This is a genomic window from Henriciella barbarensis (assembly GCF_003576345.1).
In the GTDB taxonomy this organism is placed as follows: domain Bacteria; phylum Pseudomonadota; class Alphaproteobacteria; order Caulobacterales; family Hyphomonadaceae; genus Henriciella; species Henriciella barbarensis.
On sequence record NZ_QWGB01000005.1, the window covers coordinates 753,386 to 777,441 of the forward strand.

Consider the following 24,056-nt stretch of genomic DNA (forward strand, 5'->3'; position numbering starts at 1 on the left):
TGCTCCGTTAGGTTCGACCAGCCCTAACAGGTGAGGCCTTGAATGGGTTCCAGTTGCGGCGCTTTGGTCTCGCGCCTTCCCGCGGCCCTGCTGCGACAGCGGCACGTATGAAGGCCAGTTTGTCTCGAACGGCCGGCGCGATGACGAAGGGGTAGATGTCGAACAAGCCCATGGACCGGTTCACATGATTGAACGCGATACCAAGATTGGCACCGGCGCTGATGACGGCATCGCCGTCGCTTGTTCGGTAAGGGTCTGGCACGCTCGTGCTGGACTGACGAAGGCCCGTAGCGTTGGCGCTGTCGATCATATCGGTGAGGTGAACGAGGTGCGCGAAAGTCTCGGCCCAGTCTTCATGCGGATGGCTGGAGGCGTATTCCGTGATGTGATTGTCCTGCCACCCTTGCGGCGGCCCATTATCGTAGTGCTGGGATAGCGCGGCCCCATAGTCGGCCCGCTCATCGCCGAACCGGTTGCGGAACGCGGTCGCGAAACGCTCATCCTCGACGAGCCGCTGAAAGACATAGTGGCCGAGTTCATGGCGGAAGTGACCTGTCAGCGTACGATAGCGCTCGCTCAGCTTCTCACGCCGCGCGACACGTTGGGCCGGGTCAGCCTCTGTCACATTGATTGTGATCAGGCCGTCAGCATGCCCCATAGTGACAGGCGCAGGCCCTGATGAGGTGACTTCGGACAGCAGGTGAAAGCGCGGCCATGGCCCTTTGTCGCCAGCCTTGAGCCAGCCCCACTGCCCCAGATTGACCAACACCCAGCGCTTTGCCGCCTCTGTATCTGCCCAAAGTGGGACATTCTTGTTCACCATGGAGTCCGGGACGACTTCCGTCATGGCGCAGGCCCGGCAGAGAGAGCCCTGCCCGGATGCGGCCTTCCAGTTACAGCCTATCTGTTCGCGATTGGCGCATGCAGCGTCCAGAACCTCGAACTTTTCAGCTTCCGGGTCGAAGGCGACCTGCGTGCCGCAACTGCAGGCACGATTATTGAAATAGAGAGTCCCTTTGCAGCGAGGGCACTTAAAAAGTTTCATGTGAGGACATCCAGATTGGCAGGCATTGCCAGACATTGTAACGCCGGTACGAGCATCGGCGTTCCGCGCCGGGCAAGCGTAGAAGCGAGTATAGACAGTTGGGTATGAGGGCGCTGCTCCCTGCCATTCTAGGCGGCGCAGCAATTCTTCTTTTCGTCGGGCCAGCCGCATGGCTGCAGGCAGGCTATCTCAGCATGGCCCTTGGCGCAGCCTTGCCCGATATTCCCTTCGCATCGCGGCTTTCTGAACTCTCATCCATGCTGCACGTCCTGCCGGTTTTCGCTGGACTTGTTGCGCTGGCTTATCTCTGGCTTGTCATCATCCCGCTATTGACCTGCGCCATCAGGCACCCGTCAAGAGGGTTTGCCTTTCTCGCACTGACACTGGGCGTCAGCCTGCTTTGCCTGATTGCGGCGCCCTCTTTCATGATCGACCGGGCCCTGGAAGGCGACACGACGAACGCCATTTTACTTGCCGCCTTCGCCTTCTTCGCCGCCGCGCTGAGCTTCTATCTCGTCGGTGAGAGCCCGTTCGTCTCCTTCGCCTATGTCAGCTGGGCCCTTATCGCGCTTTTCGCCGCGCTCCACCTGTCAGACAGGCTCTCTGAAGACCCATCATTGCAGGACACGTGGATGGCCGCCGCCCGACTTCACGCTGCAGGCGTCTCTATCCTGCTATCGGCACTTGGTCTGCTGGAAAGCCGCGCTCTCGCGCTTGGCGCGAGAGGCTCCGGCATACTCAGTGCCTTGCTCGCCATCAGCATCTGCATCGCGGCTGCCGTGATGGTCATCTACCAGTATCAGCTCGGTATGGCCGGCCTGGCACCAGAAACCATTCCACGCTTTGCAGAACAACAGAGCGCGTTGATGCGCAGCTCGATCGCGGCCCTGGTCTTGCTTGCCGGTCTGGTGATCGCGATTTTGCGCCACGCCATTCTGACACGACATGGCCGCCAGACGGCGCTTGCGCCGGAAGATCAGCCGAGCACGTCGTAGAACTCGGTCCGGCGGTCGCGGAAGAAGCCCCAGGCAGCGCGGTGGCGGTCGAGGAAATCGAGGTCGAACTCAGCCATGATCACGCCTTCCTCATTGCGCCCCAGCTCGTCGACAATCTCGCCAGCATGGTCTGCAATGAAGCTGGTGCCATAGAAGATCTGGCCTTCTTCATCACCGGTCCGGTTCGCCGCAACAACCGGAATGACGTTTGAAACCGCATGCCCCTGCATGGCGCGGCGCCAGCGCGCGGCAGTGTCGAGGCTATCATCATGCGGCTCAGAACCGATCGCCGTCGGATAGAAGAGGACATCAGCCCCCATCAGCGCCATGGCGCGGGCAGCTTCCGGGAACCACTGGTCCCAGCAGATACCGACGCCAATACGCCCCTTCATCGTATCCCAGACGCGGAAGCCGGTATTGCCGGGGCGGAAGTAGAACTTCTCCATGTATCCCGGCCCGTCCGGGATATGGGACTTGCGATAGACGCCCAGCGGCGTGCCATCAGCATCAATGATGACAATGGAATTGTAATACTCCGGCCCGTCCTTCTCATAGATCGAGACCGGGATGACGACGCCAAGTTCCTTGGCGAGCTCTGCGAGCTGCTCCACCGCCGGATGTTCCGCCCATGGGTAGGCGGTAGCGAAGAACTTCTCGTCCTGCACCTTGCAGAAATAATGATCGCAGAAGAGCTCTGAAGGCAGGATGATCTCTGCGCCCTTGGCAGCAGCGTCCCGCACCAGCTCTTTCACCTTGTCGATATTGGTCTGCATGTCCTTGCTGAACGAGGCCTGTAAGGCCGCGACTTTCACCGTTCGGCTCATGTCGGAAGACCTCCGTCTGTTTGGGGGACCTGCTGGGTCATGCAGTGAAAACTTCCGCCGCCCGACAGGATATGGCGCGATGGCAGGGCGATGACTTCATGTTCTGGCATCAGCGCCTGCAGCTCTGTTTCAGCGAGCTTTGCGTGCTCATCCTCATAGACAGGCAAGATCACCCGGCCATTGGAAATGAGAAAGTTCATGTGGCTCGCGGGCATGATCTCTCCATCCTCGTCCAGGATCCGCCCCGGCGACGGAATGGTCGACACCTGAAGCTCTGCGGCGCGCAGCGTGTCCTCAATCTCGCGCAGGACGTCGGCGTTCGGGTCATCCGTGCCCGATGGCGTCTGGCAGACGACATGGCCGGGCGCGATGAAGCGGGCAATATTGTCCACATGGCCGTCGGTATGGTCACCCAACAGGCCGTCGCCCAGCCAGACGATACGCTCTGCATTGAAGGCGAGCTTCAAATTCTCTTCAGCCTTCTCCTGGGTCCAGCCAGGATTACGGTTCGGGTTCAGCACGCACTGCCGCGTTGTAATCAGCACGCCCGCGCCATCCTGCTCGACGGCCCCGCCCTCCAGAACGAAAGGCAGGCGCTTCAGCGGATGGCCTTCAAGCCGGGCAATCGCAGCCGCCGTCTCGCTGTCACCTTCAAGCTCATACTTGCCGCCCCAGCCATTGAACTCAAAACCGAGCCCTTCGAGGCGGTTGAGGTATTTCACGAAGACGGGGCCGATATCGCGCAGCCAGATGTCCCCCATCGGCGCATCGAACATCTCGGCTTTCCCGCCAACCAGGTCTGCCGCCTCCGCGCGGGACGCCGGGTCGCCAATCACGAGCTTCACGCGCACGACAGGTGCCAGCGCTGCGACCAGCGCGGCAATCTCCCGCTGTGCGCCCTCATAATCTTCGGCCCAAGCATCCTTCAGATGTGGCCAGCCCGCCCATATCGCAGACTGGGGCGCCCATTCGGCCGGGGTGAAAGCAATCGTCGTGTCGGTCATGGGCCGCGATTTGCCACAGCTTGCGCCAAAGAAAAAGGGCGGCCCGCATGGAGCCGCCCTCTTCAATTGTAATCGTTTCGGAGCGCTTAGAATTCGTAGCGCAGGCCGAAGCGGATTTCGTAGCGCGAAGCGTCGCCGATACGGCTCTCGCAACGCTCGGTCGGCTGACCGGAGACATCGACGGTGCACTGGGCCGGGAAGCCGCGCTGACGCAGGACGCCCCATTCGTCGTTGAGCAGGTTGGTGAAGTTGTCGATGACAACAAAACCGGATGCGACGTGGTCGTTGAAGAGTGCGAACTCTTGCTCGACCTTGATGTCGACCTTGCCCCACCAGGAACCATCCTCGCCGTTACGCTCTTGGCCAGCCGCAAGGAACGGATTGCCTTCGAGGAACGGGTCGAAACGGGTGAAGCTGTTCGGGTCCTCATTGATTGTCAGAGAGTAAGGAAGGCCGGAATTGGCCTGACCGAACGCCGAGAAGCGCGTGATGTTGTCGCCGAAGAAGGCATGCTCATAGTTCACGAGAGCCGTGAAGCGGTGCTCGATATTGTAGTCCGAGCGAGCTGCCGAAACATCCTGCGGGTCGCCGAATGCGCGGTTGTTGTAGTTCGAAAACGCAACCGACGACGTCATCGGGTGAACATCCTCGGAGTCGGAGTAGGCGTAGCCGAACGACCAGTCGAGACCGAAGTCATACTCTTTCGCGATGGAACCGGAAAGAAGCAGCGACCTAGGCGAGGATTCGGAGTTGGTCAGCACGAAGGCTCTCTCGCGAACGCTTGCATAGGTCGGGTACTGACGGCCATCCGGGCCAGTGGTGAAGCCGGTTTGATCCAGGTCGCCGCGGATCCAGACTGCGCGCTCTTCGCCTTGGGTGAAGAGGATGTCGCCAGAGACAACATACTCACCGCCGAGGGCTGGAACGTTCAGATACTTGGTCGCGCCGAAAGCCCACTTCCACTCGTAAGGGATTTCGAAGTTAGGATCGAGGTAGTTGATCTCGAAGTTCGAACCCTGACCAGTGGCGACAGCGTCTGCCATGGCTTGTGGCACACAGTAACCTGGGCCGGTTGGAACGCCAGCTTCACACATGGTGTAAGGGATGGTGAAGATGGACGGGCCACCGTTCTGCTCCAGACCGAATGCATCGCCGTCTGCACCGAACTGGAGAACATTGTTCGCCGAGTAGGTGTTGGACAGCCAGACGTTCGGGTTACCGCCGGAATAGATGCCAACGCCGCCGCGAAGGTCGAGCGTCTCATCAACATCAAAGGTGAAGCCGAGACGTGGCTGCAGGAGGCCTTTGCCATCGAGGTTCTGGTCGTTCTTGAAACCGTAGCTCGTAAAGAAGTCGAGGTTGGTTTCAGGACGATCGTCGGTCGCGTACCAGTCGTAGCGAAGACCGCCGGTCAGGACCAGGCCGTTACCGAAGTCGTACTCGTCCTGTGCATACAGAGTGTGGACTTCGTAGCCCCAGTCAGCAGCCGCATCTTCCGGGTTACCGGATGGCGCGTTGTTGTAGTTGATGTTGTCGGCAAAACCGGCACGGAAGTTCTCGATCGCTGGGTCGAACGCGGTCGGCAGGGTGCCGGCATCGGCAGCGCCGCTGCGTCCATCGAAGTCGATCTCGGTTTCGGTGTGCTGGACGAACAGGTTGAACACGTCGAGTGCTTCCTGCTCATAGCCGAATGAGAAATTGTGGTTGCCGAGGGTGTAGAAACCTTTGAGCGCGAGGGTCAGGGTTTCGTAGTTCAGCTCGTTCGACTGACGCGAGTCATCGCCGCCGATATAGACGTCGACATCGTCGGTCTCGATCGTGATTTCACCGAAATCGGTGCCGCCGAGCGAGTTCTGACGAGCTTGAAGCTCGGAGTAGCCGACGCGGATCTCGGTCGAGAAGTTCGGCGTCCAGTCAGAGTAAAGCGAACCAACATAAGCTTCGAGCTCCGAGCCACGCTCGTAGAGGTGGTTGGAGAATTCGAGCTCGGAAAGGTCACCATCGGAAGGAACGATGTTGAAACCGTCATTCCAGTTATAGGTGAACGATGCGCGGTGGTTCTGGTTGATGTTCCAGTCCAGCTTGACGAGGATCTTCTCGTCTTCGTTGTCGAAGCTGGATGGGATCTCGCCTGGATCGTAGCCGTAGATGTTCTGGGCGATCGCGCGGATCTCGTCGATTTCTGCTTGCGTGATCTGGACTTCGTTGACAGCGCCAGAGCCGATCGGGCCACGGTCGAAGAGGTTCACACCTTCGAGCTTCTCGTAAGCTGCGAAGAAGAAGAGACGATCCTGAAGGATCGGGCCGCCGATGCCGAAACCGTAGCGGTATTCGTCATACTCACCGGTGGTGATGTCGTCGCCTTCGAGGCTGTCGCCGCGCAGACCGTCATTGGTGTAGTCGCCGAACGCGTAGCCGTGGAAGTCGTTGCTACCGGACTTGGTCACGGCGTTGATGTTACAGGCGGAGAAGCCGCCATACTGAACATCAAATGGTGCCAGTTCGATGGAGACCTGATCGATCGCATCGTAGGAGAACGGGATACGCTCGGTTGGGTAACCGTTCGAGTTCAGGCCGAAATTGTCGTTCAGGCGAACGCCGTCAACGGTAAGCGAGTTGAAGCGGGAGTTCTTGCCGCCACACTGAACGCCATTGATGTCGCCGCGGGACTCATCGACGTAAACGCGCGGATCGAGGCGCAGGATGTCGGTGATGTTACGGTTGATCGCTGGAGCGTTGTTCAGGACTTCCGTGCCGAAGGTGGCCGAAGGACCGATCGCGACTTGCGCGAGGTTAGCGCTGGACGCGGTCACAACGACCGTGTCCATCGTGCGGTTACCTTCGTCGAGGGTGAAGTTCACTTCAGCCTGGTCGCCGAGCGAAAGAGAGACGTTCTCGACAGCGCGGCCCTGGAAGTCGGTCGCGAGGATCTCGACAGTGTAGGACTGGCCAACCGGCAGGTTGCGCAGAACATACGCGCCCGTGCTGGTCGTCGAGGTCGTGCGGACAAGACCCGTTTCAGGATCGCGAACGATCACGTCGGCGCCAACGATCGGCGAGCCCGATGCGTCGGTGACTTGGCCGCGGACGCCAGACGTTGTCACCTGCGCTTCGGCAGGTGCGACAATCGCCGCGGTGAAAAGTGTAGCCGCTGCCACACCTGACATTAGTTTCCAGTTGGACATTGAAGAAACCCCTCTTCAGTTGCTCGGTTTGACCAAATTCCACCGAGGGAACGGGATCAAAGCTCAATTGCCCGCGCCTCTATTCCTGCTATGTAAACCTTTCGTGACAGTCCACGGACTCTGCTGTGCGCTGCAACATTCCGTTTCGGAAGCGTGCAAAAAAGACACACATCATCTCCGGCGCTGGCCTTGGCGCTAACTCCGCGTTAGCAGCAGTTCCAGATGACCCATATCGACGCGCACCAGATTGACTATGCCAGACGCACTGTCCTGATTTTAATAGGGCTTCTCGGCATACGCATGCTGAGTGTGCTTCTGACCCCGCTGGAACTCTATGCGGATGAAGCCCAATACTGGCGCTGGGGACAGACGCTGGACTGGGGTTATTACTCCAAACCACCGCTGGTCGCGTGGACCATCCATTCCAGCACCGCCATCTTCGGAGATTTTGCCTGGGCAGTGAGGTTGCCGGCAGCCTTCCTTCATACGATTGCGGCCTGGTGCATCTTTCTGCTGGGGCGCCGCATGGCGGGGCCGCGAACGGGTTTCATGGCCGGGGTCGGCTATGCGCTTATGCCAGCGGTCTGGCTCTCGTCTTTCGTTCTGTCGACTGATGGCGTCCTGATGCCGATCTGGGCCTGCGCCCTCTATCTCCTCTGGCGTGTGCGCGAAGGCGAAGCTGGCTGGGCGGGCTTTATCGGCCTCGGCCTCGCGGTCGGCGCAGGCTTCCTTGCCAAATATGCGATGATCTATTTCGCGATCGGCATTGCGCTGACTGCGGTTTTCGATGCGCCGACCCGCCGCGGTCTCTTATCGGTCAAAGGACTGGGCGCGCTGGCAGCCACTCTCGCCGTGATCTCACCTCATCTGGTCTGGAATGCGGCCAATGACTTCGCGACTGTTAGCCATACGGTTGATAACGCAAATCTTGGCGGCGACCTCCTCAACCCTGAAAACGCCCTGAAATTCCTCGCAGACCAGATGGGCGTCTTCGGACCGGTCAGCTTCCTCGGCCTGATCGCAGCGCTGTTCTTCCTGCGCGCCAGCAGACGGCCAGAAACAGGGCGGCAGGAATTGTGGCTCGGCGCCTTCATCGTCCCGGTCCTGACAATCATCCTCTTTCAGTCGGTTCTGTCTCGCGCCCACGCGAACTGGGCGGCGACGGCTTATCCTGCCGCCTCTATCCTGATCGCCATCTTTTTTATCCGCGCCCGCGCCAATCGCTGGCTCTGGTGGGCCATCGCCGCCTTATCTGCGGTCGGCTTCCTGCTAGCGCCAGACTTTACCCTGACGGCGCGGCTCGGCGTCGGTCTTGCCGTTGCTGCCGGCATTGTCGGCTTCGCCTTTTTCTTCCGCTTCCGACCGGAAGGGCTCTTCTGGGCAGGCCTCACCCTCCACGGCGTGCTCGGCCTCGTGATGATGATTGCCCTCATCCTCCCCAACGTGATTTCCGGTCCGCTTGATCTCGACAATGCACTCAAGCGCACGCGGGGCTGGGATGCCCTTTCTGACCAGCTTGTCGCTTTCACTGATGCGAACGGCACGCCAAGCGCGCTCGTCACAGATGAACGGGAAGTCTGGCACGGCCTCGACTTTTACCTTCGTGGCCGGGTCGATGCGCCGCTCATCCTGTGGCGCTATAATGAAGGCGCTCACAGTTTCGCGGAGCAACAGCCCCTCACCGCCGCCATTGATGGCGATGTCCTCATCGCCAGCTACCGCCCGAACCGCCGGCCCGCCATCGCCGCCGACTTTCAGACTTTCGAACGGGTTGGCGCTGTCAGCGTTGACCTCGGTGAGCGTTCCAATGGCTGCCCGATCCAGAGAGAGCTTGTGCTCTACCGCGCCTCGGGCTTTGATCCCCTGCCACGCTCAGGTGACTGGGTGGAACGGTTTGAGGACGAAACCATGGATGCGCCGCCGCCTTGTCCCGCGCAGAATTAAGCGCACCTTCGCTTGAACCCTCTCTCCCTTTTCTGGCAGTTGCACTGACATGGGCACCCTGAAGGCCGTCCTCGGCCCGACCAATACCGGCAAGACGCACTACGCCATTGAGCGTATGGTGGGCCACGCAAGCGGCATGATCGGCCTGCCGCTGCGCCTGCTTGCACGCGAAGTCTATGACCGGGTCGTCAAGGCAAAGGGCGAACGCGCCGTCGCGCTCATCACGGGCGAAGAGCGCATTGAGCCGCCCACCGCGCGCTACTGGATCTGTACCGTAGAATCCATGCCGGTTCACAAGCGGGTCGAATTTCTCGCTGTCGACGAGATACAGCTCGCAGGCGACGAGGATCGCGGTCATGTCTTCACTGACCGCATCCTCCATGCGCGTGGCACGCAGGAAACACTGCTCCTTGGCGCCGAAACCATGCGCGGCGTCTTGCGAGACCTCGATCTAGACGTTGACAGCAATACGAGAGAGCGCTTCTCGCAGCTTCATTATGCGGGTCCAACCAAAATCACCAAGCTGCCCAAGCGCTCTGCCGTCGTCGCCTTCTCGACAGAGCAGGTCTACGCCATCGGCGAGCTGCTGAAGCGTCAGAAAGGCGGGGCCGCGATCGTGATGGGCGCGCTTAGCCCGCGCACTCGCAATGCGCAGGTCGCGCTCTATCAATCCGGCGAAGTGGACTATCTCGTTGCGACAGACGCAATCGGCATGGGCCTCAATCTCGATGTGGAGCGGATCGCCTTTGCCGCGCGCTCAAAGTTCGATGGTCGGCGCAATCGCTGGCTATCGGCCGCAGAAGCCGGACAGATCGCCGGGCGCGCCGGGCGCTTTCGCACCGATGGCGAGTTTGGCGAGACCGGCGATTGCCCGCCTTTCGAGGAAGAGCTGGTCCACGCCATCGAGACGAACCAGTTCGAACCGGTGGACGACCTTCAGTGGCGCAACTCCAAACTCGACTATCGCTCCATCAAGACGCTGATTGCCAGTCTCGCGCGGCCGTCCGGTCATCCAGTGCTGCGCCAGAACCCCCATGCACTCGACGAATGGGTGCTGCGCCGTATGGCAGAGGACGAAGCGATTGGCCCGGAGATCCGCGGCGAGCGGAAGGTGCGCCGCCTCTGGGATCTCGCCCGCCTTCCAGACTTCAGGAAATCAGGTCATGAGGGCCATGGGCGCCTGGTCCTCGGCCTCGCTGAAACCCTCGCAGACCCCGATGCACGGCTCGGCGATGTCGCCATGGAAAAGCGCCTCGACAATCTCGAAGCCAATGTGCCGGACATCTCAAGCCTTCAGCACAGGCTTGCCATGATCCGGACGTGGACCTATGCCGCCCATCGTGAAGACTGGCTGGAAAACCCGGCCTATTGGCGAGAGAAGACGCGGGAAATAGAAGATAGGCTGTCGGATGCACTTCACGCTGCGTTGACATTGCGCTTTGTAGACAGGCGCACCACGGCCCTGCTTGCCGGACTGAAAAGGGAAGATCTGCTTTTGACTGAACTGTCTGACACCGGAGAAGTCACCGTCGAAGGTCATGTTGTTGGCCGTCTCGTCGGTCTCCACTTCGAACCTGCCTCCACGGCAAAGACGCTGGAAGGCAAGGCTGTGCGCTCTGCCGCGATTACGGCGCTCGGTCCGATCCTCGCCGAAAGACTGGGGCAGATCGCGGGTGCCCCCGGCGAAGCCTTCGCCCTCTCCGACACGGGCACAATTACCTGGAAAGGTGAGGAGATTGCCCGCCTGAAGCCGGGGCCCGACTGGCTTTCACCGCGCCTTGAACTCATTGGCGCTGAAGATGCCGAGGCCCACCGCCGTGAAGCGGCGCTTAAGCGCGCCGATGAATGGCTCGGTGAAGAGTTGAAGCGGGTCCTGCCCACGCACGCAAAGCTCAAGCTTGGCGAGACGGGTACCGAATTACAGGGGATGGCGCGCGGCCTTGCCTTCCGCCTTCTCGAAAGCGGCGCCGCGATCGACCTTCGTGAAGAGTCGCCCCCGCCCCACGTTTCCAAGGAAGAGCGCGAAGCACTTAAAGCCGCCGGTCTTCGTACCGGTCGCGTCGCTGCCCATGTGCCCGACGCCCAGAAACCTGCGGCACAGCGCATGATCGCTATCCTTCAGGCCAGTCAAAGCGACAAAGGCCAGCGTGTGGCACCAGAAGGCGCTGGTTCGTTCGAACTCGATGGCGCGTGGGACGATGCCGAATTGCATGCGCAAGGCTATCTGCGCTTTGGCAAGCGCGCGGTACGCGCCGACCTCGCAGAGCGCCTTGGCTGGGAAATCTCCAAGCGACGCAAGGAAGCCGACAAACCTGCCTTTGAGCTCCCTGCAGAGCTGGCATCGGTCATCTCCTGCCCGGGCGAAGAATTTCCAGCGGTCGTGAAAGGCTTTGGCCTCGCTCCGGCGGAGAAGGACCCTGAAACCGGCGCGGTCACCCTCTGGCGCTACCTTTCCCGTAATCGGCAGGATGGTCCGCCACGAGGAAAGCGCCCGCAATCTGGGCCGAAGGGCAAAGATGGTCCGCCGAAACACGCCAAATCTGGTAATTCTAAGGGCCGCCCGCAAAGAGGTGGCGGTCGCCCCGCGCCGCGCCAGCCAGACCCGGATAGCCCGTTCGCCGCGCTCGCCAGCCTGCTGCCGCCACCGCCACCTGCTCCCAAGCCGAAGAAGAAAAAGCCTAAAAAGGCCAAGACCGAAGGCGCTGCCAGCCAACAGACAGGCAAACAGGACAACCCGCCAGCAGCTGATACTGCGGCGGACAGACCCGCTTCTCCGTCACCCGAGGCCGGAACAGACACGCCGGAGAGCAAGTCATAAGCGACGAAGTCCGCCTTGACGTCTGGCTATGGAGAGCGCGCTTCTTCAAGACGCGCGCACTGGCCACAGCTCATATCTCGGGTAAAGGTGTGCGCCTGTCGCGTCATGAGCAGTTGCGCAAGGTGACCAAACCCGGCTTTCGTATCCTGCCCGGAGATATTGTAAGTTTTCCAAGAGGTGGCCAAATAGTCAGCGTCCGCGTGCTCGATCATGGAGAGCGCAGGGGACCTGCCAGCGAGGCTCGCGAGCTCTATGAGGATCTCGCCGTAAACGATCAGGAGCGCCACGATGCTTGATGCGCTGAAAAACTTGTTTTCGAGGCGAGAGCCTACCCAGTCGCAGGAGATCGACCCCGAAGTCGCGACCGCTGCCTTGCTGGTTGAAGTGGCGCTTGTCGACGGTGTCTACGCCAATCTCGAAAGCGACCAGATCGCGGAAATCCTGCTCGACAGCCTCGGCCTTGATGCTGAACGCGTTGACGATGTGATGGAGCAAGGTGAGGACCTGGCCGAGAAATCCATCGGGTCTCACCAGTTCACCAAGCACGTGAAGAAGCTCCCCCTGCTCAAACGCGTAAAAGTGGTCGAAGGGCTTTATCTCGTCTCATTGGCCGATGGCGCGGCCTGCAAATTCGAGGAAGCCTTCATCCGACAGGTCGCCAGCCTGCTGCATGTCGATGATGTCCGCCGCAATCAGGCGCGCCGCCGGGCTGAGACGCGTCACCTCTGACGATTGACTTAAGGCGTCTTCATCGCCAAATGCCCGCATACCCAAAGCCAGGAAGACTATATCTCCATGACATATATCGTCGTCGATGCCTGCATCCGCTGCAAGTATATGGACTGTGTCGAGGTCTGCCCCGTCGACTGCTTCTATGAAGGCGAGAACATGCTCGTCATTCACCCTGATGAATGCATCGATTGCGGCGTCTGTGAGCCGGAATGCCCTGTCGAGGCTATCAAGCCGGACACGGAGGATGACCCGGATTCCAAGTGGCTGAAACTGAATACCGACTACGCAAAAGTCTGGCCCAACATTACGCGCATGAAAGAGCCTCCCGAAGACCGGGAAAAGTTCGCGCAGGAAACAGACAAACTTGAAAAATACTTCAGCCCGCAGCCGGGCGACGGTGACTAGTTCGCACCTGCGAAATACTCACAGTTGTAAAATAGTCTTTTTTCTGATACATAAATATCAGCTTAATTTCAGGGAGCCTCCATCAATCTCCGGTCTGACTATGAAATCGTCACCGGGGGATGAAGGCTCATGTTGCGTAGAAAGGCTATCAGCACATGTCCAAAGAAACACAGGGTGATGTCCAGGAACTCGCTTTTGAGGTCGGCCAGTCGGTCGTCTATCCGGCACACGGTGTCGGTCAGATCACGAAGATCGAAAAGCAGACCGTCGCTGGCATGTCACTCGAAGTGTATGTGGTGTCGTTCGACCAGGACAAGATGATCCTGCGTGTGCCGACCAACCGCGCCGAAGCTTCGGGCATGCGTGCCCTTGCTGGCTCCAAGCTCGTTGACGACGCCCTGAAGACCCTCGGCGGCAAGGCCCGCATCAAGCGTACCATGTGGTCGCGCCGGGCGCAGGAATACGAAGCGAAGATCAATTCCGGTGATCTGATCTCCATCGCGGAAGTTGTGCGCGACCTGCACCGCGGCGAAGATCAGCCGGAGCAGTCCTACTCCGAACGCCAGCTTTATGAGAACGCCCTTGACCGTATGGCGCGTGAACTTGCGGCGGTGGAAAACACCGACCACGACACCGCCATGGAGCGTCTTGCGAAGTCGCTCGCGAAAAAGAAAGCCGCCTGATCGCGCCTTTACTTTCGGCAAGAATTCCAAAGCCCCGCCCTTATCGGCGGGGCTTTTTCTTTGCGGAGATGAACAGGAGCTGAACTTTTTTGCCCACCGGGTGAACCAATACTCGTCATACGCGTATGAACATGTAGGGACCGTCCGTTACAATCAGATGAGGAGCCGCGCCATGGCCGTTCGTTCAACAACAGATACAGCAGATCGCCGTTTTGTTAGAACCGCCATGAACAAACCCATGCTCAGCCAGGAACACGAGGTGGACCTTGCTGTGCGTTGGCGCGATCATCAGGACGAAGATGCCCTGCATGAGCTGACCAGCGCCTATATGCGCCTTGTCATCTCCATGGCTTCGAAATTTCGCCATTACGGCCTGCCGCTCTCCGACCTCGTGCAGGAAGGCAATGTTGGCCTCATGCTGGCTGCCGCCCGTTTCGATCCGGAACGCGAAGTGCGCTTCTCCACCTACGCCTCGTGGTGGATCCGCTCGTCCATACAGGACTTTGTCCTGCGCAACTGGTCGATCGTCCGTACCGGCACGACGGCCGCCCAGAAATCACTTTTCTTCAATCTGAAGCGGCTGCGCGCAAAGATCGACGACACTGGCGACGGCATCATGACTCCGCAGAACAAGTCATGGATCGCCACGCATCTCGGCGTACCAGAGCGTGATGTTGAGAATATGGCGTCGCGCCTCTCAGCGTCTGACCGGTCACTTAATGCACCGCTCGCCACCGACAGCGAAGCCCAATGGCAGGACCTTCTCGAGGACGAGAACGAAGTCACCGAAACGCGTGTGATGGAAATGCATGACAGCGAACGCCGCCGTCGCTGGATCCTCGAAGCGCTGAAAACGCTGTCAGATCGCGAAAACCTCATTATCCGCGAGCGCCGTTTCACAGAAGACACCGTCACGCTCGAAGTGCTTGGCAAGCGACTTGGTATTTCCAAGGAGCGTGTGCGCCAGATTGAGCATCAGGCACTCGGCAAACTCCGCAAGGCCCTCGTTTCCATGGTCGGTGATCCAGAAGAAACCGGCCTCATGCCCACCCGTTAGGCGACTCCTCTTCCCGTAAAACCTCAAAGGCCGCAGGCTCAAGCTTGCGGCCTATTTCTTTGCTCCCCATATCCCTTTTGAAGCCAATGGTCGCTGCTGAGCGGGACCAGAAGCGGACCCGTGGTTCTGCCGGATGCAGCGTGAAGCTGATCCAGCATAGCCGCTTTAAAAATTCTGCCTTTGAAAGGGGATAGATATGAATTTCGAAACGTACACAGAGCGTGCGCGAAGTGTGATCCAGTCGGCCCAGACGGCCGCACTTGCCGCAGGACATCAGCTGTTCCTGCCAGAGCACATCCTGAAAACGATGCTTGAGGACCGCGACCAGCTTGCGGTGAACCTGATCCGTGCGGCTGGTGGTAATCCGGAAATCGTCGAGCAGAAAACCGAAGAAGCCTTGCGCGCCCAGCCAAGCGTTTCTGGCGGGGATGCGGGCCTGCGCCTTGACCAGAAGACGGCGAAACTTTTCGCAGACGCCGATGCGGGCGCGAAGAAGGCCGGCGACAGCTTTGTCACCGTCGAACGCCTGCTTATCGCGCTTGCCGGCCTTTCAGGCTCTAAGGCCGCCGCAGCCATCGAGGCAGGCGGCGTGAAATCCGGCGCGCTCGAAGCTGCCGTGGCCAAGCTACGCCAGGGCCGCACGGCAGACACTGAGAATGCCGAACAGGGCTATGAGGCTCTGAAGAAATATACGCGTGACCTTACCGCCGATGCGCGCTCGGGTAAGCTCGACCCGGTCATTGGCCGGGACGAAGAAATCCGCCGCACGATCCAGGTGCTGTCCCGCCGGTCCAAGAACAATCCAGTGCTGATCGGTGAGCCGGGCGTCGGCAAGACAGCCATCGCCGAAGGCCTCGCGCTTCGCATCATCAATGGCGACGTCCCCGAAAGCCTGAAAGAAAAGCGCCTGCTTGCCCTCGACATGGGCGCGCTGATCGCTGGCGCGAAGTTCCGCGGTGAGTTTGAGGAACGCCTCAAGGCCGTCATCAAGGAGATCGAGCAAGCCGAGGGCGGCGTGATCCTCTTCATCGATGAGATGCATACCCTTGTTGGCGCGGGCAAGACGGATGGCGCAATGGACGCCTCCAACCTGCTCAAACCCGCCCTGGCACGCGGCGAACTGCACTGCGTTGGTGCCACCACGCTCGATGAGTACCGCAAATATGTGGAGGGCGACGCCGCCCTCGCCCGTCGCTTTATGGCTGTCTACGTCGATGAGCCAACGGTTGAGGACACGGTCTCTATCCTTCGCGGCCTGAAAGGCCGATACGAAGCCCATCACGGCGTTCGCGTCTCCGATGCGGCAATTGTCTCGGCGGCCAGCCTGTCGAACCGCTACATCACGGACCGTTTTCTGCCAGACAAGGCTATCGACCTCATGGACGAGGCCGCTTCGCGTCTTCGCATGCAGGTCGACTCCAAGCCTGAAGCGCTCGATGAGATCGACCGGCGCCTGCTCCAGCTCAAGATTGAGGCTGAAGCCCTCAAGAAAGAGAAAGATCAGGCCTCGAAAGACAGGCTGGAAGCCATTGAGGACCAGATTGCAGAACTGCAGTCTGAATCCGATGAGCTGACCACCGCCTGGGCCGCCGAGAAGGACAAGCTGAAGGGGGCCGCCTCTGCCAAGGAAGAGCTAGACCGTGCCAACTCCGAAATGGCTGAAGCTCAGCGCCGCGGCGACCTCTCCCGTGCGTCAGAGCTGAAGTACGCCGTCATTCCTGAACTGGAGGCCCGTATCTCAGCGGTTGAGCGCGCCGAAGCCGAAGACAAGGACGATGGCGGGCTCGTTTCCGAAGTCGTGCGTCCAGAGCACATCGCCGCAGTCGTCTCTAAATGGACGGGCATCCCCGTCGACAAGATGATGGAAGGCGAGCGCGAGAAGCTTCTTCGTATGGAAGAGGCGCTGATGAGGCGCGTCGTCGGTCAGGAAGACGCGCTAGCCGCCGTTTCCAACGCTGTCCGGCGTGCCCGCGCTGGCTTGCAGGACCCCAACCGGCCTATCGGCTCGTTCTTGTTCATCGGCCCGACTGGCGTCGGTAAGACAGAGCTGACCAAGGCGCTCGCCGAATTCATGTTCGACGACGACTCAGCCGTCCTGCGCCTCGACATGTCGGAATTCCAGGAGAAGCATTCAGTCGCAAGGTTGATTGGTGCGCCTCCCGGCTATGTCGGCTATGAGGAAGGCGGCGTTCTGACTGAAGCGGTCCGCCGCAGGCCCTATCAGGTCGTCCTGTTCGACGAGGTGGAGAAGGCCCATCCGGACCTCTTCAACACGCTGCTGCAGGTGCTCGATGACGGACGCCTCACCGATGGCCACGGCCGCACGGTGGACTTCCGCAATACCATCATCATCATGACCTCGAACCTTGGCGCCGATGCCCTTGCCAGCGGTGACGCCGGTGAGATCAATGACGCCCAGCGCGACGCGGTGATGACGGCGGTCCGGGCGCACTTCAGGCCTGAATTCATCAACCGGATCGATGAGATCGTCTTCTTCAAACGGCTTGGCCGGGCAGAGATCGACCACGTCGTGGATATCCAGATGGCGCGCCTGTCGAAGCTGTTGGCTGATCGCAAGATCAAGGTCGACCTGACCGAAGCAGCTCGCACATGGCTCGCTGATCGCGGCTATGATCCGGTCTTTGGCGCGCGCCCTCTCAAGCGCGTGATCCAGAAAGAGCTGCAGGACCCGCTGGCCCGGCTCATTCTTGAGGGCAAGGTTGCAGACAATTCGACCGTAAAAGTCGATGTTGAAGGCGATGCCCTCTCGATCAATGGCGTACCGAACGACTTCGCCAAGGGCGCCGCTGCCCTGAACTGATCAGGCAGCGACAGACCTGACATCCTCACCCGGCCCCTTAGCGGGCCGGGTGATTTTCATTCAGAAACGCAAACGTCTCACGGAGCACCTGCGCGCGCACATCCGAGCCGCCGATATAGTGGTCAGCTTCACCCAGGCTGACGGATCTAAAGCCCGGCTTCCCATCAAGCGCACTCGCCATCAGCCGCGCCTGCCCTGTGCGCACAACAAGGTCATTCTCGGCATGGAGGATCAGGATCGGCTGGTCGTACTCGCCTGCCCGCGCCGCCGGAGAGATCACCGCGCGCTCGGCCTCTGAATCAAACCGGTTCAGTCCAAGATAGCGCTCCCAGTACTGGCCTGTCTCGGACTCAAGCTCGAACGCCCCGACATGGGCGAAGGGCTGGGTGACACCGTTCACGGAAACGAGGCAGCGCGAGCGCGCCTTGTCCTTCAGCCCCATCATCAGCGCGGCATAGCCGCCATAGCTCGCCCCGGCGATACAGTAAGCATCTTCTGCGACAAGGCCCTGGCTCACCGCCCATCCGCCTGCATCGGCGATGTCATCGATCATCTTGCCGCCAAACTCACCAAAGCCCGCATTGCGGAAATCCTGACCATAGCCGCTGGACCCGCGAAAGTTGGGCTGGATGACGAGGTATCCTTCAGCCGCAAGTGCCTGCGCCCCAAGACAGGCTCGGCCATTTCACCCCATCGGCGCGCCCATACAGGTCTGCCGTATCGGCAAACGCAGGCAATGCTGCTGTAAATATTACGCAAAGCGCCCCGATCAGCTTTCTCATGGATCAGCTCCTCCCTCTTCAACCTCAAGGCCGGGGAGAGGGGCCTTAGTAAGCAACCGTGCGACAGCTACAGCTGGCTATGAATTTTGGGTGATTTGTTTCTACGCCGCGCAGAACCCCTCGGATCTGCGCAAATATGCATGGGTGCGCTGCACAAATACCCCTTCTAATTTATGCTGCATGGGCGAAGTTTCTTTTGTGCACCTGCGAAATGCAGGGCCTCCAAGGGCAACGACCCAGCAATTCAAATCGAAAAAGGGCTCGATTATGAAAAAGCGTATTTCCTCCTTCCTCTTCGCAATGTCCATCTTTGGCGGCGTTGCTCACGCAGAAACCGAATACAAAGCTGTCTCCGCGACGCTGACCTATGACGAGGCAGCACTCACGACCGAAGCCGGTGCCGCTGAAGTGCTCGAAAGCCTCGAGCTGCAGGCAGAGCGCGCTTGCCGCAAGGTTTCGCTCGTCACCATCGGCCTCGCCGTCGACGAAGTCTGCGCAGAAGACCTGATGTATCAGGCTGTCGACAGCATCGGCGACCGCAACCTGTCGATGCAGTACGCCGACTCCACCTACTTCACGCCAGCCCCATCGGCCCGCATTCAGCTCGCCGCACGCTAAGCGTAAGTCTCGCCTCTTTCTTCTGAGGCGACACGAGAAAATGAACCCCGGCACGGGTCTCCCGGCCGGGGTTTTTTCGTACCTGACTTTCGAAGGACAGGTTCATAAACTTCGCCTGGCTGCGCCCGGAAACGAAAAAGCCCACGCTCATCGACTGAGCGTGGGCCTTCAGGACTTGAACCGTTCAGAATGCGCTGCCGCCTTAAGGCGCTGGCGGGACCTCATTGGAGGCCATCATCACGCCGCCGCCATTCGGGGTCGGCGCAGTGCGGCGCATCTGGTCGATCTCGTCGCGGCGTGCAACGAATTCCTCGAACGTGGCCGGGCTGTCGGCCAGTTTGCGGCCGGTCGGCATGTCGAGCGTCATTGCATTGATGTGGGAGCCATTGCGCAGGACTTCATAGTGAAGGTGCGGGCCGGTCGAAGCACCGGTGGAGCCGACATAGCCGATCACATCGCCCTGCTGGACGCGGCTACCGGCGCGCATGCCGCTCGCAAAGCGGGACATGTGGGCATAGGCCGTCTGGAAGCCATTGGCGTGCTTGATGCGGATATAGTTCCCGTAGCCGCCATAGCGGTTTGCGCGCTCAATCGTGCCGTGGCCGGCTGCATAGATCGGCGTGCCGCTCGGGGCCGCGAAGTCGGTGCCCTTGTGCAGCTTGTTGTAACCGGAAATCGGGTGACGGCGATAACCGAAATTCGAGGAGAGACGCGCGCCATTGATCGGCGTCTTCATCAGGAATTTCGTGGCGCTTTCACCATCGAAATTGAAGTAATCCGTCGCGCCATCATCTTCTGGCGTGAAGCGGTAATAAGACTTGTCGACGCGGCGGCCATTGAAGGCTGCATAAAGAACATTGCCGGAGCTGACGCGGTTGCCGCGCTCATCGACCATCTCTTCATAGACGATCTCGAACTCATCGCCTGGCTGGACGTCGCGCTGGAAGTCGAGGTCATAGCCAAAGATCTTGGCGAAATCGACGACCTGCTGGTCATGCGCGCCCTGGGAAAGGGCCGTCTGGTAGATGCTGCCATCGATGCGGCCGGAAACCCGACGCTCGACCGGCTGGGTGTGTGGCTGGAGAACCATTGGCATGAATTCGCCATCGCTCATCCGCTTGGAGAGGATCTGGCCGCCATTGTCACGGCTGAGCGACAGGGAGACGAGCTCAGCGGTGTCTGGCGTGTCGCCGCGGAACTGTGCCGACACATTGAGACCCGGGCGCACGCGGCGCGGATCGACAAGTTCAGCATCATAAATCGCCTGGAGCGAACGCGACGCATCAGAACCACCGACACCGAGCTCAGTTACCAGTTCAATCAGCGTCTCGCGCGGCTGAAGCGTGCCGTCGCGGGTGATGACTTCGGTTTCGGGATCGAACCCGTCAGCCGTCAGAAGCGTTGAAGCAAGCGGCATGGCAAGCTGCACGGTCGCCGGGATCTGTGCCTCGGCGGTGCGTGACTGGCCGATCGAGTGGAAAACACCAAGAGATGTCCCAACAGCGGCAACGCCAAGCATTGAAAGGGTAACTGTACTACGCGATAGATTCATGTCGAGAAACGGGCCTCCCTGGTCCCAGCGTGCAAGACGCGTGCAGACGGTTCAAGTCTATGCCCCTGTGAGTTGAATTCCTTACCTCGCAATTAAGGTAAACGGATTTATCAACCTGCCCCGGTAAGCTAGCTATCGTAGGGACGGGGGCTTCTGCAAGCAGGTGTTCCATTACATCTGCATTAGTCGCTGCGACGCAGCATCTGGATACGGAATGATCAGGCGTTTGATTAAAAATCGTCCATGGGTGACTACCAGCTGTGCTGTAGTGGGACTGATCCTGCTTGCGGTCGGCACGGCATGGCTGCTGCGCCAGTCAATCGCGCGCCATTACACAGAGCGCTGGTGCGCCTCGAATGAGCTGACCTGCCGCTTCGAGATCGACCGTCTCAACTTTTCCGGCGTCATCCTCAGCGATATTTCCGTGGCCAACCAGACCGGCAAGGTCCCGCTCGAAGCTGGCAATCTGGAAGTCGCTCTCGACTGGCCGGGCCTCTTTTCGCCGAGCATCCAGCTCGTTGACGTCGAAGACCCCGTGATCCGTCTCGATTACAATTCAGATGGCAGCGTGACACTTGGCGGCCTTGAAGACATCGCCGCCAGTGACAGCTCGGCCGACACCCCGCTCGATATTCCTGCCATCCGACTGCGCAATGCCCGCTTGGAAATCGCAACTCCCGCTGGCGAAATTGAGATGTATGGCGACGTGAATGCGCAGCTTCCGCTTCAGGCCGAGATCCACGCGCGCGCAGAACCCGCTGACCTGCGCACAGAGCAGGGACGCCTGAAGATCAAAGAGGGCCGCCTTGACCTCTCCATCATCGGTGCGGCCGTTCAAGGCAGTGCCCGCTTTCAGCTCGATGAAGCGCGCTTCGATGCCTATCGGGGCCGCGGCATACTTCTGGATGCGAGCCTCAGCCCTTCACTTCGCCCGTCGCTGGAATTCACACTCGAAGCCGAAGAGAGCGCTGCACAGGACTTCGCGGCGAGAGACCTTCGCCTGACCGGGACCGCCGGCCTCAATCCGGGCAAGCTGGATACAGACGAACACGGCGCCATCGGTTTTCTGCGCTCGCTTGCCATTTCAGCGGACGCTGCGACCCTCCGTTTTAAAATGCATGAGATGACATCGCCAACACTGACGCTGGATGCCGGCCGCGCGCGCTCCGGCCCGCTTGAAGGCACGCTCGCAATCGACACAGAGGCAGCCATGCTTGCAGGCATATCTCTGGGTCGCTCCACCCTGACCGGAGAGGGCGAGGTGGGAGATCGGTTAGAGAAAGTTGAGCTTGCAGGCGACCTGACAATTGCTGACGCCTCCCTTCCAGCAGCAATGAGCCGCGACATCCTCTCTCCGCTTCGCTCCGGCCCGCCCTTCACCGCCCATGGCACTTCACTTCGCAGCGGCCTTGCAGCTGCGATGGCCCAATTCAGGCTCGGCACGTCCTATCGCTTCGGGTTCGAACAGGGCGACGGCTGGACGCTGGAAACCAGCGACAAGATCACCGCCACAGCGGCAAACGGGGCGCAGTTTTCTCTATCGCCCGCTGAGACTGAACGTGTGCTGACAACTTCAAACGGGCGCGCAGAGCTGAGCGGCGTGGCCTCCCTGAAAGGCCCATCGCTTCCATCTGTGGACGCCTATGTAAAACAGGCGAACATTTCTGCTGGTGGCGTCCTGTTGGAAACAGGCAGGCTACGGATAGCGCCTTGGCGCGCCGATGGTCTGACCCTGTCGACCAATCTCGAACAGCTTGTCCTGAACACGCAAGCTGCCGAGCCAGGCCTTCAGGCCGTTGGTACGGCGAACATCTCAGGGCAAATGTTCGGCCTCGATTTCGCGGACACCAGCGTCTTTGGCGGGGTCGATGCCCGTCTGTCGGAGCCACTACGCGTACAATCCTTCCGCACACGCTGCATTGGTTTGAAATCCGATGGCTTCACCTCGCCGGACACACTGCGCGTTGGCGCGTTCATGACAGAGCTCTGCCCACAGGACGGTCGCCTCCTGCGCCGTGCGAACGGCGCCATATCCGGCCAGCTCGGTGTCGCCTCGCTCGAACTTCCTTTTGAAAGCGAAAGCACCTCGGGAACGCTTGCCCTGACCGATGGCGTGCTGGACTGGCGCGCCGCCAGCACGGCAAGGCTCAACCTGACTGGTCGCCAGATGATGGCCGACCTCAAAATTGGTGAGAACACGCTGGTCATCGCCGCCGCACGCCCCGAACTCGGCTTCGAGACAGGCCGGCCGCTCTCCATTTCGGCACGCACACGCCGCACGGAACTGACCGGCTCTCTCATTCCAGCGCTGATCGACATCGAAACACTCACGCTGGACGCCACCCTGCCTGAAACCGGTATTGCCGGGTCGGGCAGTGCAGGCACCGTCATCATCCGCGACAAGAATGAAGACCCGTTCTACGAACCCCTGCAAACCGATCTGAGCGCCGAATTTGCCAACGGCATCATGCAGCTGAGCGGGCCGCTTCGCACGCGTTACAGCCAGCGCGAGATTGCGGACCTTCAGGTCACACTCGACATTGTGGAGCTGGATGGTGAAGCATCGCTGCGCTCTCGCGATCTTGTTTTTGAAGCTGGCGGTTTCCAGCCAACAGCGCTGAGCGAGCGCGTGCGGGGCCTTCTCTCAAACGCGCGCGGCCGCCTGAATGCAGGTGCCTCACTTCTGATTGATGGCGGCACGCTCAGCGGGACGGGCTTTTTTGAGGTCCGCGACTTTGGCTTCGACACGTTACGCGTCGGCGCCGTCAACAACATCAATGGCCGGATCGAGTTTGACGAGTTGCTCGAACTTCATACGCCGCCCGGCCAGACCGTGACCGTCGGCGAGATCAATCCCGGCCTGCCCCTGCGGAACGGTGAGATTGGCTTTCAGATCCTGGGCCCCGACACGGCAATTATCGAGCACGCTTCCTGGCCATTCGCTGGCGGCACACTTCTTCTCGGTCAGTCACAATGGACGATCGCAGGCACCAGCGACATCGTCGAGATCACGGCCCAGAACATTGAATTGTCGCGCCTCATTGAGGTCTTCAGCCTGCCTGACATTGAAGCGAATGGCACCGTCTCCGGCACTTTCCCGGTGGAACTTCAAGGCGCCAATGTCTTCATCCGGGACGCCATTCTTCGCGCCGATGAGGAAGGCGGGAAAATCGCTTATACTGGCAGCGTCGCTGATGCTGCTTCACAGGCCGATGAGCGCGTTGATATGGCCTTCCGTGCACTTCGCAATTTTGAATTCTCCGTTCTGGAAGTTGGCGCAAACGGTAATCTGACAGGAAACATGATGATCACGCTGGAACTGGTCGGCACCTCGCCTGACGTTCTGGGCGGCGCCCCCTTCGCCTTCAATATCGGCGTCGATTCAGAACTTTCGAAACTCATCCGGAGCAGCCAGAGCGTCACCGGAACAGACTGGCTCGCTGAAGTGAGGAACGGCTCGCTTACCGGCGACAGTACCTCAGATGATGACGGCGATAAAAACGCCGCTGCTGGTGACAAGCCGTCTGACCCATGAGCAAACACCTGTTCAAATCAGGTTCAGACACTATGCTGTAAAGCGATTGCCTATGA

General features: G+C 60.0%; 18 protein-coding genes. 10 read left to right on the forward strand and 8 right to left on the reverse strand.

Going from position 1 to position 24,056, the window contains the following annotated elements:
- Nucleotides 1-7 precede the first annotated feature (7 nt).
- The gene (locus D1224_RS06620) at nucleotides 8-1,045 is read right to left on the reverse strand and encodes a zinc-binding metallopeptidase family protein (RefSeq protein ID WP_119379108.1); all 1,038 of its coding nucleotides are present in this window, start codon (nucleotides 1,043-1,045) and stop codon (nucleotides 8-10) included.
- Between the two features lie 104 nt (nucleotides 1,046-1,149).
- On the opposite strand from D1224_RS06620, the gene D1224_RS06625 reads away from it, so the two are divergent.
- Nucleotides 1,150-2,040 (forward strand): hypothetical protein, encoded by an 891-nt coding sequence (locus tag D1224_RS06625; protein ID WP_119379109.1) that lies wholly within the window; start codon nucleotides 1,150-1,152, stop codon nucleotides 2,038-2,040.
- On the opposite strand, the gene aguB is transcribed toward D1224_RS06625, so the two are convergent.
- The 3 genes from aguB to D1224_RS06640 all read right to left on the reverse strand — a co-directional run bounded on the left by aguB (nucleotide 2,022) and on the right by D1224_RS06640 (nucleotide 7,053).
- Nucleotides 2,022-2,864 (reverse strand): N-carbamoylputrescine amidase, encoded by an 843-nt coding sequence (aguB, locus tag D1224_RS06630; RefSeq protein ID WP_119379110.1) that lies wholly within the window; start codon nucleotides 2,862-2,864, stop codon nucleotides 2,022-2,024. The two genes, D1224_RS06625 and aguB, sit on opposite strands and share 19 nt — an antisense overlap.
- Nucleotides 2,861-3,868, reverse strand: a complete 1,008-nt coding sequence (locus tag D1224_RS06635; RefSeq protein WP_119379111.1) for an agmatine deiminase family protein — start codon at nucleotides 3,866-3,868, stop codon at nucleotides 2,861-2,863. The genes aguB and D1224_RS06635 overlap by 4 nt, the downstream gene beginning before the upstream one ends.
- Before the next feature lie 86 nt (nucleotides 3,869-3,954).
- A complete protein-coding gene (locus D1224_RS06640; protein WP_233350427.1) occupies nucleotides 3,955-7,053 on the reverse strand; it encodes a TonB-dependent receptor in 3,099 nt (1,032 codons plus the stop codon).
- A 222-nt stretch (nucleotides 7,054-7,275) separates the two neighbouring features.
- On the opposite strand from D1224_RS06640, the gene D1224_RS06645 reads away from it, so the two are divergent.
- Together D1224_RS06645 and D1224_RS06650 are read left to right on the forward strand one after the other, a co-directional pair.
- Nucleotides 7,276-8,997: an ArnT family glycosyltransferase gene (locus D1224_RS06645; protein WP_119379112.1), complete on the forward strand. Its 1,722-nt coding sequence runs from the start codon at nucleotides 7,276-7,278 to the stop codon at nucleotides 8,995-8,997.
- Between the two features lie 49 nt (nucleotides 8,998-9,046).
- A complete protein-coding gene (locus D1224_RS06650) occupies nucleotides 9,047-11,815 on the forward strand; it encodes a helicase-related protein (RefSeq protein ID WP_119379113.1) in 2,769 nt (922 codons plus the stop codon).
- 26 nt (nucleotides 11,816-11,841) lie between these two features.
- On the opposite strand, the gene D1224_RS16450 is transcribed toward D1224_RS06650, so the two are convergent.
- Entirely contained in the window at nucleotides 11,842-12,102 is a 261-nt protein-coding gene (locus D1224_RS16450) for a hypothetical protein (RefSeq protein ID WP_182482191.1), read from the reverse strand.
- A gap of 1 nt (nucleotide 12,103) precedes the next feature.
- Here D1224_RS16450 and D1224_RS06660 point away from each other — a divergent pair, with 1 nt between their 5' ends.
- From D1224_RS06660 to clpB, 5 genes are all read left to right on the forward strand, one after another.
- Entirely contained in the window at nucleotides 12,104-12,544 is a 441-nt protein-coding gene (locus D1224_RS06660; RefSeq protein ID WP_119379115.1) for a tellurite resistance TerB family protein, read from the forward strand.
- 66 nt (nucleotides 12,545-12,610) lie between these two features.
- Complete coding sequence (fdxA, locus tag D1224_RS06665) at nucleotides 12,611-12,952, forward strand: ferredoxin FdxA (RefSeq protein ID WP_119379116.1); 342 nt, start codon at nucleotides 12,611-12,613, stop codon at nucleotides 12,950-12,952.
- Between the two features lie 155 nt (nucleotides 12,953-13,107).
- Nucleotides 13,108-13,635, forward strand: a complete 528-nt coding sequence (locus D1224_RS06670) for a CarD family transcriptional regulator (protein WP_119379117.1) — start codon at nucleotides 13,108-13,110, stop codon at nucleotides 13,633-13,635.
- Between the two features lie 172 nt (nucleotides 13,636-13,807).
- Complete coding sequence (locus D1224_RS06675; protein WP_119379118.1) at nucleotides 13,808-14,692, forward strand: RNA polymerase factor sigma-32; 885 nt, start codon at nucleotides 13,808-13,810, stop codon at nucleotides 14,690-14,692.
- A gap of 196 nt (nucleotides 14,693-14,888) precedes the next feature.
- Nucleotides 14,889-17,513, forward strand: a complete 2,625-nt coding sequence (clpB, locus tag D1224_RS06680; RefSeq protein ID WP_119379119.1) for an ATP-dependent chaperone ClpB — start codon at nucleotides 14,889-14,891, stop codon at nucleotides 17,511-17,513.
- 37 nt (nucleotides 17,514-17,550) lie between these two features.
- On the opposite strand, the gene D1224_RS06685 is transcribed toward clpB, so the two are convergent.
- Together D1224_RS06685 and D1224_RS16455 are read right to left on the reverse strand one after the other, a co-directional pair.
- A complete protein-coding gene (locus D1224_RS06685) occupies nucleotides 17,551-18,144 on the reverse strand; it encodes an alpha/beta hydrolase family protein (protein WP_119379120.1) in 594 nt (197 codons plus the stop codon).
- 13 nt (nucleotides 18,145-18,157) lie between these two features.
- On the reverse strand, nucleotides 18,158-18,295 hold the full coding sequence (locus D1224_RS16455) for a hypothetical protein (RefSeq protein ID WP_182482192.1): 138 nt from the start codon (nucleotides 18,293-18,295) through the stop codon (nucleotides 18,158-18,160).
- Nucleotides 18,296-18,562: 267 nt separating this feature from the next.
- On the opposite strand from D1224_RS16455, the gene D1224_RS16460 reads away from it, so the two are divergent.
- Nucleotides 18,563-18,913: a UrcA family protein gene (locus D1224_RS16460; protein ID WP_182482193.1), complete on the forward strand. Its 351-nt coding sequence runs from the start codon at nucleotides 18,563-18,565 to the stop codon at nucleotides 18,911-18,913.
- Between the two features lie 202 nt (nucleotides 18,914-19,115).
- Here the strand turns inward: D1224_RS16460 and D1224_RS06695 are convergent, their stop codons facing one another.
- The gene (locus D1224_RS06695; RefSeq protein ID WP_233350428.1) at nucleotides 19,116-20,465 is read right to left on the reverse strand and encodes a M23 family metallopeptidase; all 1,350 of its coding nucleotides are present in this window, start codon (nucleotides 20,463-20,465) and stop codon (nucleotides 19,116-19,118) included.
- A gap of 268 nt (nucleotides 20,466-20,733) precedes the next feature.
- Here D1224_RS06695 and D1224_RS06700 point away from each other — a divergent pair, with 268 nt between their 5' ends.
- Complete coding sequence (locus D1224_RS06700; protein ID WP_182482194.1) at nucleotides 20,734-24,000, forward strand: intermembrane phospholipid transport protein YdbH family protein; 3,267 nt, start codon at nucleotides 20,734-20,736, stop codon at nucleotides 23,998-24,000.
- The last annotated feature ends 56 nt before the right edge of the window (nucleotides 24,001-24,056 follow it).

What these genes read in the sequence shown, in the direction of transcription:
- D1224_RS06620 (WP_119379108.1), bottom strand. Translation starts at nt 1,045, where the DNA reads ATGAAACTTTTTAAGTGCCCTCGCTGCAAAGGGACTCTCTATTTCAAT.
- D1224_RS06625 (WP_119379109.1), top strand. Translation starts at nt 1,150, where the DNA reads ATGAGGGCGCTGCTCCCTGCCATTCTAGGCGGCGCAGCAATTCTTCTT.
- aguB (WP_119379110.1), bottom strand. Translation starts at nt 2,864, where the DNA reads ATGAGCCGAACGGTGAAAGTCGCGGCCTTACAGGCCTCGTTCAGCAAG.
- D1224_RS06635 (WP_119379111.1), bottom strand. Translation starts at nt 3,868, where the DNA reads ATGACCGACACGACGATTGCTTTCACCCCGGCCGAATGGGCGCCCCAG.
- D1224_RS06640 (WP_233350427.1), bottom strand. Translation starts at nt 7,053, where the DNA reads ATGTCCAACTGGAAACTAATGTCAGGTGTGGCAGCGGCTACACTTTTC.
- D1224_RS06645 (WP_119379112.1), top strand. Translation starts at nt 7,276, where the DNA reads ATGACCCATATCGACGCGCACCAGATTGACTATGCCAGACGCACTGTC.
- D1224_RS06650 (WP_119379113.1), top strand. Translation starts at nt 9,047, where the DNA reads ATGGGCACCCTGAAGGCCGTCCTCGGCCCGACCAATACCGGCAAGACG.
- D1224_RS06660 (WP_119379115.1), top strand. Translation starts at nt 12,104, where the DNA reads ATGCTTGATGCGCTGAAAAACTTGTTTTCGAGGCGAGAGCCTACCCAG.
- fdxA (WP_119379116.1), top strand. Translation starts at nt 12,611, where the DNA reads ATGACATATATCGTCGTCGATGCCTGCATCCGCTGCAAGTATATGGAC.
- D1224_RS06670 (WP_119379117.1), top strand. Translation starts at nt 13,108, where the DNA reads ATGTCCAAAGAAACACAGGGTGATGTCCAGGAACTCGCTTTTGAGGTC.
- D1224_RS06675 (WP_119379118.1), top strand. Translation starts at nt 13,808, where the DNA reads ATGGCCGTTCGTTCAACAACAGATACAGCAGATCGCCGTTTTGTTAGA.
- clpB (WP_119379119.1), top strand. Translation starts at nt 14,889, where the DNA reads ATGAATTTCGAAACGTACACAGAGCGTGCGCGAAGTGTGATCCAGTCG.
- D1224_RS16455 (WP_182482192.1), bottom strand. Translation starts at nt 18,295, where the DNA reads ATGAGAAAGCTGATCGGGGCGCTTTGCGTAATATTTACAGCAGCATTG.
- D1224_RS16460 (WP_182482193.1), top strand. Translation starts at nt 18,563, where the DNA reads ATGAAAAAGCGTATTTCCTCCTTCCTCTTCGCAATGTCCATCTTTGGC.
- D1224_RS06695 (WP_233350428.1), bottom strand. Translation starts at nt 20,465, where the DNA reads ATGAATCTATCGCGTAGTACAGTTACCCTTTCAATGCTTGGCGTTGCC.